This is a genomic window from Mesorhizobium sp. (genome assembly GCF_004962925.1).
Lineage (GTDB): Bacteria > Pseudomonadota > Alphaproteobacteria > Rhizobiales > Rhizobiaceae > Mesorhizobium.
Window position 1 is genome coordinate 4,040 of sequence record NZ_SUEO01000170.1, and the last position, 9,650, is coordinate 13,689.

Annotated in this window: 7 protein-coding genes; 3 read left to right on the top strand and 4 right to left on the bottom strand. The window is 63.1% G+C overall.

The window, feature by feature from the left end; all coding sequences use genetic code 11:
* Together E5W87_RS26315 and E5W87_RS26320 are read right to left on the bottom strand one after the other, a co-directional pair.
* Nucleotides 1-494 (bottom strand): ABC transporter ATP-binding protein (locus E5W87_RS26315; RefSeq protein WP_292404359.1); only part of this gene is annotated, 494 nt, incomplete at its 3' end.
* 126 nt (nt 495-620) lie between these two features.
* Entirely contained in the window at nt 621-2,288 is a 1,668-nt protein-coding gene (locus E5W87_RS26320) for an amidohydrolase (protein WP_292404348.1), read from the bottom strand.
* 170 nt (nt 2,289-2,458) lie between these two features.
* On the opposite strand from E5W87_RS26320, the gene E5W87_RS26325 reads away from it, so the two are divergent.
* Together E5W87_RS26325 and E5W87_RS26330 are read left to right on the top strand one after the other, a co-directional pair.
* On the top strand, nt 2,459-3,490 hold the full coding sequence (locus tag E5W87_RS26325) for a histone deacetylase family protein (protein ID WP_292404351.1): 1,032 nt from the start codon (nt 2,459-2,461) through the stop codon (nt 3,488-3,490).
* 295 nt (nt 3,491-3,785) lie between these two features.
* Nucleotides 3,786-5,429: an MFS transporter gene (locus E5W87_RS26330; protein ID WP_292404353.1), complete on the top strand. Its 1,644-nt coding sequence runs from the start codon at nt 3,786-3,788 to the stop codon at nt 5,427-5,429.
* Nucleotides 5,430-5,498: 69 nt separating this feature from the next.
* On the opposite strand, the gene E5W87_RS26335 is transcribed toward E5W87_RS26330, so the two are convergent.
* The gene (locus E5W87_RS26335) at nt 5,499-6,914 is read right to left on the bottom strand and encodes a hypothetical protein (protein WP_292404354.1); all 1,416 of its coding nucleotides are present in this window, start codon (nt 6,912-6,914) and stop codon (nt 5,499-5,501) included.
* Between the two features lie 378 nt (nt 6,915-7,292).
* Nucleotides 7,293-9,074 (bottom strand): chloride channel protein, encoded by a 1,782-nt coding sequence (locus E5W87_RS26340; RefSeq protein WP_292404357.1) that lies wholly within the window; start codon nt 9,072-9,074, stop codon nt 7,293-7,295.
* Between the two features lie 279 nt (nt 9,075-9,353).
* Here E5W87_RS26340 and E5W87_RS26345 point away from each other — a divergent pair, with 279 nt between their 5' ends.
* The gene (locus tag E5W87_RS26345; protein WP_127293338.1) at nt 9,354-9,638 is read left to right on the top strand and encodes an SCP2 sterol-binding domain-containing protein; all 285 of its coding nucleotides are present in this window, start codon (nt 9,354-9,356) and stop codon (nt 9,636-9,638) included.
* Nucleotides 9,639-9,650: the final 12 nt, after the last annotated feature.

The following is a 9,650-nucleotide window of genomic DNA, read 5'->3' on the forward strand; positions in this document are numbered from 1 at the left end:
AGCACCTTCGGCTGCGGCGCCAGCGCCCGCGCCAGCGCCACGCGCTGCTGCTGGCCGCCCGATATCTGGCTGGTGCGGCGGCCGCTGAGCGCTTCCATCTTGACCAGCTTCAGCATCTCGGCGACCCGCGCCTTCACTTCGGCTTTGGGCTTGCCGAGCATTTCGAGGCCGAAGCCGATGTTCTCGGCCACCGTCATATGGGGAAACAGCGCATAGTTCTGGAACACGGTGTTGACCGGCCGCTTGAATGGCGGCAGCGGCGCGATGTCCTGGCCATGCAGCAGTATCTCGCCGGCGCTCGGGAAATCGAAGCCGGCAATCAGCCTCAGAAGCGTCGTCTTCCCGCAGCCGGACGGGCCAAGCAGCGTGAAGAACTCATTTTCGCGGATCGACACCGAAACCGTGTCGAGAGCGGCGACCTGTGACTCCCCGGTACCGAATACCTTGCGGACGCCACGAATTTCAATTGCACTTTTACCCGGTTGTTCCGGCACGATTACCCCATTCTTGTGTCCGCTCTTTATGGCGGATCCAGTTCCCACTCGATTGTCAGCACACGGCGCATAGCTTGGCAAGCATACATCTGAATGTCGATTCAGAACGCAATTACCGTGCCACCGTCATGCCTGATAGGTGATCTTGCCGCCGCAGATCGTCGTCACCGGCCGCACCGTATGCAGCGCTTCCGGCGCGGTCGTCTCGATATCAGCTGAGAGGACCACGAGATCGGCCATAAAGCCTGGCTTCAGGCGGCCCTTGCGATGCTCCATGAATTCGGCATAGGCGCCTTCCACCGTGTAGCCGCCGAGCGATTCTTGCAGCGAGAAGCTCTGGTCGGGATCGCCGTCTGCCCATGGTTTGCGCAGCACTGCCGCTTGAATGCCCAGGATCGGATCGATCGGCGACACCGGCCAATCCGAGGCGAAGACGACGCGCGCGCCGGCATTCTTCAGCGTCCGCCACGCATAGCTCAGCGGCCAGCGGGCTGGCCCGATGCGCGACACCGTCGGCTCCAGCGGCAAGCCCACGCTGCCCGGCGGATGCGGCGGCTGCATCGAGGCAATGACGCCAAGCTTTGCGAAGCGCGGCACGTCGGCGGCGGCGATCACCTCGATGTGCTCGACCCGATGCCGGCTGTCGCGCTTGCCGTTTTGTTTCTGTGCCGCCTCGTAGCCGTCGAGCACGGCGCGCACGGCGCCGTCGCCGATCGAGTGCACCGCCATCTGCAGCCCGCGCCTGTCTACGGCCACGGCAAGGTCGATGAATTGCTGCGGCGTGAAAAGCGGCTCGCCCAGCCAATCCGGACGGTCAGCATAGGGCTCGACCATCACTGCCGTCCATGAATCGAGCACCCCGTCATAGAACACCTTGACCATGCCCGACGACAGCCATTCGCCCTTGTAGCGCTCAGCCATCGCCGACGCCTTGTCGAGTATGTCGAGGGTCATGAAATTCTTGTAGTGGAACGGCACCTGCACGCGGCACAGCAAACCGCCTTCGGCCTCGATCTCGGACAGGAGTTCGAGCTGGTGCAAATTGCCGTCCATGTTCTGGATCGATGTAATGCCGTGCCTGGCGCACCATTCCAGCCCGCGGCGCATGATCGCCCGGTCGGAGGCCTGCTCCGCCGGCGTCGGCTTCGGGTCCGGCTCGCCGCCAGTGGCCAAACCGAGCCGCACGCGATCCTCGCCGGCCAGTGCGATCAGCGGCCCAAAGGCCTCGCCCTCGCGCAATTCGCCGCTGGCCAGCCCGTCGTCGCCCATGACGATCTCATTGCCCGGGCCAAGCTGCTTGCCTCTAAGCAGGCCGGCCCGTTCCAGCGCCTTGGTGTTGGCCCACATTGTGTGGTGGTCCGGCGCCGCCATGACGAAGGGCCGGTCCGGCAGGATGCGGTCGAGGTGATGGCGGCTGACCCGCTCAGTCGCGGACAGGATGGTGTAGTCGGCGCCTTGCGCCTGCAGAATGGGCAGGTCCGGTCGAATTGCGGCATAATGGCGCACAGCGCCGGAAAGAGCCTCGAAACCATGGACCCCCATCAGTTGGAGGTGATCGAGCTCGGCCGCGCCGGCGAAAAGATGCATATGCGCTTCGATGAAGCCGGGGACGACCGAGCCGCCGCCGGCATCGATGACGCGCGTGCCGGGGCCTTTGTGCTCCAGCACGGTCGCGCGATCTGCGATCGCAATGATTTCGCCGCCCTTGATGGCTATGGCTTCGGCGCGGGGGTTATCGGGATCCATCGTCAATATGCTGGCGTTCTCGACGATCAGATCGGCCGATGGCGGCATAATGTTCTCCCGTTTGAGCTTAGGCTAGCAGAGTATTGGCGTCTGGCAAGCCGTCCGCTGCCACTCGTAACAACGATCTGGAATGCCTCTTGGCGGCGCTGAAACTCTCTGCCACAAAGCGGTCTGTCAATGACAGATACGCAACTCGAAGAGCGAGACGGGCCCGTAAGATGAAGACTGTTTTCTCCCCTCTCCACGCCGGTCATGCCGGCAACTTCGAACTCATTTCGGGCGCCATCGTGCCGGCATTCGAGAAGCCCTCGCGCGCCGAGTTCATCAAGGCGAGGGTGGAGAGCGAAAAGCTCGGCCCGATCCTGCTACCCGACACCCACGATCTCGCTGCCGCCGGGAAGGTGCATGCCGGCGACTACATCGATTTCCTGCCGACCGTGTGGCCGCTCTGGGAGACGTCCGGCCGGACGGGCTCGGCCATCCCCTTCACCTGGCCGACGCGCGGCCTGCGCGGCGATGTGCGCCCCAGAACCATCGATGCGCTGCTTGGCTTTTACTCCTTCGACGGCGGCGCCACTTTCGTCGAAGGCACCTGGGAGGCGATCAAGTCGTCCTATGACGTGGCGCTGACCGCGGCCGCCCTGGTCAAGGCTGGCGAGGCATCCGCCTTCGCGCTCTGTCGTCCGCCCGGCCATCACGCCGGCGCTGCCTTCATGGGCGGCTATTGCTATATCAACAACGCCGCCGTTGCCGCGCAATGGTTCCGCGACCAGGGCGCCAAGCGCGTCTCGATCCTCGATGTCGACTACCATCACGGCAACGGCACGCAGGAGATCTTCTACCGCCGCGACGACGTGCAGGTGCTGAACCTGCATGGCGACCCGATGACCGAATATCCATTCTTCCTTGGCCATGCCGACGAACGCGGTGCCGGCCCCGGCGAGGGCTTCAATGTCAACTATCCGATGCCGTTCGGCACCTCATGGGACGCCTGGAATGCGTCGCTGGAAGACGCCTGCGCGAAACTTGCGGCTTACGCTCCCGATGTCGTCGTCGTTTCGCTCGGCGTCGACACGTTCGAGAAGGACCCGATCAGCAAGTTCAAGCTGAAAAGCGCCGACTATCCCAAGATCGGCCGCCGCGTCGCCAGGCTCGGCCTGCCGACGCTGTTTGTTATGGAAGGCGGGTATGCCGTCGAGGAAATCGGCGTCAACGCCGTCGGCGTGCTGACCGGATTCGAGGATCGGTAATGCATGTCGGAGTCTGCCCTCGGGCGTTTGATCCGAGAGAGCGCAGCGGTTTTGGGCAACGACATTCGTAGAAATTTAGTAGGCAGCGGGCACAAAGTCTGCCACCTCACCGAAGCGCTTCACGCCGCCTGCAAGGACGCCCGCTGACCTGTTCCGACCTTCGCTATCCTGTTGTTGGACCATGATCTTCTTTGAAAAGGCGTTCGCCCTTTGCAAAGTGATGCTCTACTTTGAAGGGACGGTATGAGGGACCGATTCACCGGAAGAAGGCAGCATTGAAGTCGGGGAAGCATCCATGATCGACGACGAGCCGGACAGTGAACGCGTCTCGGCGCTGGCGCCGTTCCGGCACGGCATTTTCCGCGCCGTATGGTCCGCCAGTCTTGTCTCGAATTTCGGCGGCTTGATTCAGGGCGTCGGCGCCGCCTGGATGATGACCACGATTGCCACCTCGCCCTATCAGGTCGCGCTGGTTCAGGCTTCGACCACCTTGCCGATCATGCTGTTTGCGCTGGTTGCCGGTGCGATAGCCGACAGCTTCAACCGGCGCAAGGTCATGCTGATTGCCCAGATCTTCATGCTGGTCGTCTCGGTTCTGCTGACAGTGTTCACCTACCTTGGCTTGATAACGCCGTGGACGCTGCTTGCCTTCACCTTCCTGATCGACAGCGGCACGGCGCTCAACAACCCGTCGTGGCAGGCGTCGGTCGGCGACATGGTGCCGCGCGCCAAGCTGCCTGCGGCCGTCGCGCTCAACTCGTTAGGCTTCAACCTGACGCGCAGCGTCGGCCCGGCGATCGGCGGCATCATCGTTGCCGCCGCAGGTGCCGCCGCGGCCTTTGCCGCCAACGCATTGAGCTATGTCGGGCTCATCATCGTGCTGGCCCGCTGGAAGCCGGACCTGCCGGCCTCGACACTGCCGCGCGAGACGCTGGGCGCGGCGATGGGCGCCGGCCTGCGCTACGTCGCCATGTCGCCCAATATCGGCAAGGTGCTGGTCAGGGGTGCGGCTTTCGGCTTCAGCGCCGGCGCGGTTCTGGCGCTGCTGCCGCTGGTGGCGCGCGATGTCGTCAAGGGTGATGCCTTGACCTACGGCATCACGCTCGGCGCTTTCGGTATCGGTGCCGTCGGCGGCGCGCTGATCAGCGTCCGGCTAAGGCAGATCCTGTCCAGCGAGACGATGGTGCGTATGGCATTCGCCGGCTTCGCGCTCTGCGCCTTCAATGCCGCCGTCAGCGACCACGCCTGGCAGACGTCGCTCGGACTGCTTGTCGGCGGCGCTTGCTGGGTGATCGCGCTGTCGCATTTCAACGTCACGGTGCAGATGTCGACGCCACGCTGGGTGGTCGGCCGGGTGCTCTCGGTCTATCAGACGGCGACCTTCGGCGGCATCGCGCTCGGCAGCTGGATTTGGGGTGTCGTCGCCGATGCGCATGGCGCCGAATTGGCGCTGGTCGCGGCTGCTGTCGCGATGCTGGCGGGCGGTGCGATCGGCCTCTTGCTGCCCTTGCCGCAGCAAGCAGTGCTCAACCTCGATCCCACCAACCGTTTCAAGGAGCCGCATCTCGCGCTCGACCTCAAGCTGCGCAGCGGGCCCATCGCCATCATGATCGAGTACATCATCCGCGAGGAGGACGTGCCGGAGTTCCTGGCCACCATGGCCGAACGCGGCCGCATCCGACGCCGTGACGGCGCCCGCAACTGGACGCTGGCGCGCGATCTTGAAAATCCCGCAATATGGATCGAGCACTATCACACGCCGACATGGCTCGAATACATCCGCCACAATAAGCGGGCCACCCATGCCGATGCCGTTATCGGCGAGCGCATACGCGCGCTGCACAGCGGCGACGAGCCGCCGCGCGTCCGCCGCATGATCGAGCGTCCGACAACCGCCGGCACGGCGATCGTCATGCCTAAAGGCCCGATCGAGCATTAGGCCCAGCCGGTGTGTCCAGTTGGATGAGCAAAGGACACTCCAGTCCACGCTCTAACCTGATGGGTCGTCTCAGGATGCAGCGCGCAAGCTGGTGCGGACGCGCCGCCTGCTTGTGGCGCGGGCCTTCTCCGCCACGACACCGGTGATCTCGACCACGCCATCCTCACGCGGTCTGGCGTTTGTGACCTTGTGGAGACGCTCATAGGGCAACAGTTCCTTGACCCGAGCATCGAGCAACGCGACTTCGGCTCGCAGGTCCTCGCATTCCTGCCTCTGGACATCGAACTGTATTTGCTCGGATGCCTGCTGCAGGGAAAGCTGCGAAAAATTCGCGCTCACCGTCGAAAGGTGCATCTTGTCGTTTTCGTTCTCCTTTCTGAGAGCAGACAACCTTTCCTCCGCAATTTGCTTTTCGGCCACAGCGTCGCTCCATTGAGCCTTGAGCTTGGCGATCTCGCTGGCGGCTTCACTGTTCTCGTTCAAGGCAACCTCCAATCGCGATTGGAGGTTGCGAATTTCGGAACGCAGGCCGCCGATCTCCGCGAAACTACGCGCACGCTCGGCTTCCCTGTCACCTTCCATGATACGGGCCGCTTCCGTCATTTCCGACAGCTTCGCTTGCGCGACATCGAGCGATTTCTGCAGCCGCATTTCCTCTTTCTCGCTCTTGCCAAGCGCAGCCAGCAGTTCCGAAAGTCGCGCCGTCTCATTGGCATGAATCGTCGAGAGTTCATCCAGCCTGTGCCGCGCCTCAACTTCACGTTTCAGCGCCTTGTCGAGGTCGATCGACAGGCTGACATGTTTTTCCCGCAGTATCTCGTTCTCGCGCGAGCATCTGTTGGCCTCGGCGGTTCTGGCCGAAAGCGTTGTGACGAGGTCGCCGAACTCGGCTTCGCGTTCTGCGCTCGCATTGCCTGCCACGACGAGCTCCAACCTTGCTGCAGCCAGCGCACAGCGAAGTGCCTCCTTGTCCTCGACCAGGCCTGTCTCGCGCTGCTGCAGGGCCTCGACAGCGCTTTCACGCTCGCGCTGCTTTCTGGTCGCATCGTGGAGCTGCTCCGACAGCACTCTTTGCTGGGTGGTCAGGCTGACATTTGCCAGTTCCAGTTCGTTGGCGCGAAGAATGTCCCCGTGAAGCAGCTTCAGGAATTCGCCTGTCAGATGATGCGAAGTCGCGATCTCCGACAGTTTTGTATTGATCTCCTCCAGATAGTCCCGCGCATCGTCAAAGAGCCCGTCGACGGCATTCAACGCAGCCAGTCGGGTTTGTGTGTGGGAAGTCAGCCGTCGAGCGGTCTCGCCCGCATCGTCATCGGGCTGAGAGTTGTCATTCCTTGCCGCGAGATTCTCATCCGGGACGGCCTCCAACGGCGACTGGTCGTCTAGGTTGAGACACTCATCGAACGCGTCCGCCAAATCGGCTTCGAGCTCCTTGAATGCTCTGTCCACCTTCTCGGCACGCTTCATCAGACTTTTGATTTTCATGACTGAACATCCCCCTCGTGCAGTGCCATCATGGGGTCTTGATACTCGCCTCCCGGATACGGGTTCATCCTATCTCCCCTGACGCGGTCGCCGCGTGAGATGACCGCTTTAGAATCTGCTGTCATGGCCCGTTTTACACCACTCTGAGCGCAGGGGGCCGAGTCCACGCTAGGGACAGGCTTGACCACTGTCCTCGTCTGTTTGAATGACGCAAACCGTGTAACTGCCCTGATTGTAGCCGGCTTTGGAAACAACCCACCGGAGGAACGTCCGCCAGAGTTTCAGATTTTGGGGTCCCGACGGCTACTGACCGCCGCGATCATCGTCGTGCTTCCTTGTTGTTGACGACGCGAGAACCCGGCCGGCTGCTCGATAAGCCTAGCCCTCGCCCGACAGATCCCGCCTTGCCTTGTCGAGTTCCTCGGCATAGCGCCGCATCAGGTGGCCTTCGGTCAGCAGCCCGACGACGACGCGGTTCGTGAAATCCTCCACGACCGCGAGTTCCTCGGCGCCGGCGCGCTGAAAGGTCTCGGCGGCCGACTGCACGTTCATGGTTGGCACCAGCACGGCGTCCTTGAACCTGGCCAGCGACAGCACTGGCGTCTCGCCGTCGGACAGATCGCTGTGCAGCGCGGCGACGATGAGCACGCCCATATAGCGCTGGCCGTCATCCACTGCGATGACGCGCTGGGCCGAACCAAGCGGCACCTCCTTGCGGAATGTCGCAAGCGTCGCAGAGGCATCGATAGTGCGGACATCCTTTCGCATCATGCTTCCGACTGTCAGGCTGCGCATCCAGCCGACATCATGCGCGCTGCGGATCGTCTCGCCGCGCAGGTGGAAACGCCATGTCGAGAAGGAATAGCCAAAGGTTTCGCGCACCAGGATCGCCGCCATGATCGAAGCCGCCAGCACCACTCCGGTGAGTGTCAGATCGCGGGTCGATTCCAGCGCCAGGAACGTCATCGTCAACGGACCGCCGACGACGCCGACGGCGAGCGACGTCATGCCGACGACAGCCGCGACTGCGGGATCGATGCCGGTCGCCGGCGAGACGACGGCCATGACCTCGGCGAACATCTTGCCGAGCAGAGCACCAAGAAACAGCGATGCGAAGAACAGTCCGCCGCGGAAGCCCGAGCCGAGCGAGACGGCCGACGCCGCCAGCTTGAGCAGGAAAACACTGGTCACCACGGCCAGCCCGTAGTTCATCGCGAATTCGCGATGCAGCGCGCCGTGGCCGCTGGACAGGACCTGCGGCGTGATGAGCCCCAGGAGCCCGACGATGCAACCGCCGATGAAGGGGCGCAGAGAGGCATCGATCGACAATCGCGCGAAGCCGCGTTCGACCAGTGTCACCAGATGCATGACCGCTATGGAAGCGCCGCCGCCCATTAGGCCCAGCAGCAGGAACGGCAAATACTGGCTGGCGGTGAGCTCCGGCAGACCGGAGAGCTCCAGCGGAAACGGAACGCCGCCAAAGGCCTCGGCGGTCAGCGAAGCGCAGATTGCGGCGGTCATGACAGGCGCGACATTGGCGACCGAGTAGACGCCGATGACCAGCTCGAAGCCGTAGAATGCCCCAGTCAACGGCGCATCGAAGGCAGCGGCGATCGCGCCGGCCGCACCACAGCCGACCAGGATGCGGACATCGTTGCGGCGCAGCCTGAAGAACCGCGCCAGCCGCGACGCCAGGCCGGAACCGACCTGCGTGTAGCCGGCCTCCAGCCCGACTGACGCTCCGAAGCCGCTCGAAATCATCGTCTGTCCGGCAATGATGAAGGTGTCGGTCAGCGACATGCGCCCGCCATAGAGCGCGTTGGCTTCGATCGGATCGACCGGGGTGCGGAACTTTCGCACTCTCAGCCAGATCACCGTCAGCCCGAGCAGGATACCGCCGATCGCCGGTATCAGCGCCTGCACCGGCTTCTCGAGCGAAAACATCGCCGAAAGCCGTCCGCCCGGCTGAACGCCGAACAGCAGTTCGTGCAGGTATAATACCAGCTCGCTCATTCCCGTGACCAGCGCGCCAGCCATTACGCCGACCAGGCCGGCCAGAATGACGACGACGATGCCGCGCGCTTCGAGCAGCGGCAGCGATCTGATCAGCACCGCGCGAAGCCGGCGGGCATAGACTTTTGGGTCGTTTCTGGAAAGCACCGGAGCGGCTCGCCGAAATTCATGGGGAGTGGGCCTGATACGCTGGGCGACATCGCATGGCAACCGCAACGCCGGCCGCCACAGGTAGTGTGGACGGCCGGCTTCGCTGCGGCGATAAAACCCATCTCCATCTCGGTGAACCGCGTTGACGTAAACGTCAACCCAAAGCTATATGCGCCAGCGACCGTGATCGCGAAATTCACAAGGCGGCGATTTCGGCCAGATCGAAACGCCTCAGTACCAATGTGCGACAAACGCAACGAGACGAGGAGAACGGCCATGGGCGTTCAGGAAATTGCCGACAAGATCAGCGCGCGCGTGGCGAGTGCCGGGTTCGACCGTTCCGTGAAGTTCGATACCGGCGGTGACGGTGTCATCGTCATCGACGGCGCTGATGTGTCGACCACCGACGCGCCGGCCGACTGCACCATAAAGCTTTCGCTTGACGATCTGGAGTCGCTGATCGCAGGCGATCTCAACCCGACCATGGCGTTCATGTCCGGCAAGATAAAGGTCGAAGGCGACATGAGCGTCGCCATGGCGCTGAGCCAGTTGATCGGCTGATCCACTCAAGCC